This window comes from Priestia sp. P5_B4 (genome assembly GCF_056400385.1).
This window is the reverse complement of sequence record NZ_JBFULJ010001313.1, coordinates 1-757: the sequence shown is the minus strand read 5'-3', so window position 1 is coordinate 757 and position 757 is coordinate 1. Positions and strand designations below refer to the sequence as shown.

1 protein-coding gene is annotated in these 757 nt (G+C 29.7%); it reads left to right on the top strand.

Annotation, left to right across the window (positions count from 1 at the left end; translation table 11 throughout):
* Positions 1-472: 472 nt before the first annotated feature.
* Positions 473-757: hypothetical protein (locus tag AC1DRF_RS30685; RefSeq protein WP_477742658.1), on the top strand; the 285-nt coding region annotated here is incomplete at its 3' end.

Sequence of the window (757 nt, the reverse complement as noted above, 5' to 3'; positions counted from 1 at the left end):
CAGCAGAGGAGGCCATTAATGTCTTTGGATTCACCATCATTGTATTTCTTTCGTTTTTCTTTACTAAATGTATTACTTAATACATTTAGTAAAGAAAAAATAATAGGTATTGATGATGGTCTCATCGGAATTACAAAATAAACTAAAAACACTTATTGATACAATATGTTTCCTAGTTTCGTTTTTATAAACTGACTAAGAAAATATTTGATAACAAGGATCCTTTAGCAGAAGGTTAGTCTAAACCTCCATGCTCATACTTTTTTCTATTTCCATTTTGATAAACTTAACTCATTTGCTTGAAGAGTATTAATACGACTTAAAGCCTGTACAATTACATACTAAAAAAAGTATCCAATATAAATAAAACATAATAACAATTGAGAGCGATACAATTGCGTTATACAAAGGTTTAAGCTTCACAAATTTATCACAACCACAAGGCTTGGGTCGTTTAAGACAGGGGAGAATAATGAAAAAATTAATTGGTTTAACTATTATGGCTGTTTCGTTGTTAATAGGCGGAGCCTGTTCAAACCAAGGAAGCTCAGATGTAGAAACAAATAAAAAAGTGTCAAAAGAATATCAACAAGATAATCAGAAAAAACCTTTTAAAATTACTAATGTTAAAGTAAAAGTAGTTAATGACAAAGGTTTGGTAGGATCTACAATAATAGAAGAGAACGGAAAAGAGAAAGAAATTGTCCCTCTTGCTCTTTACTACGATATGAAAATTAACCACTATAGTGATAAAAAC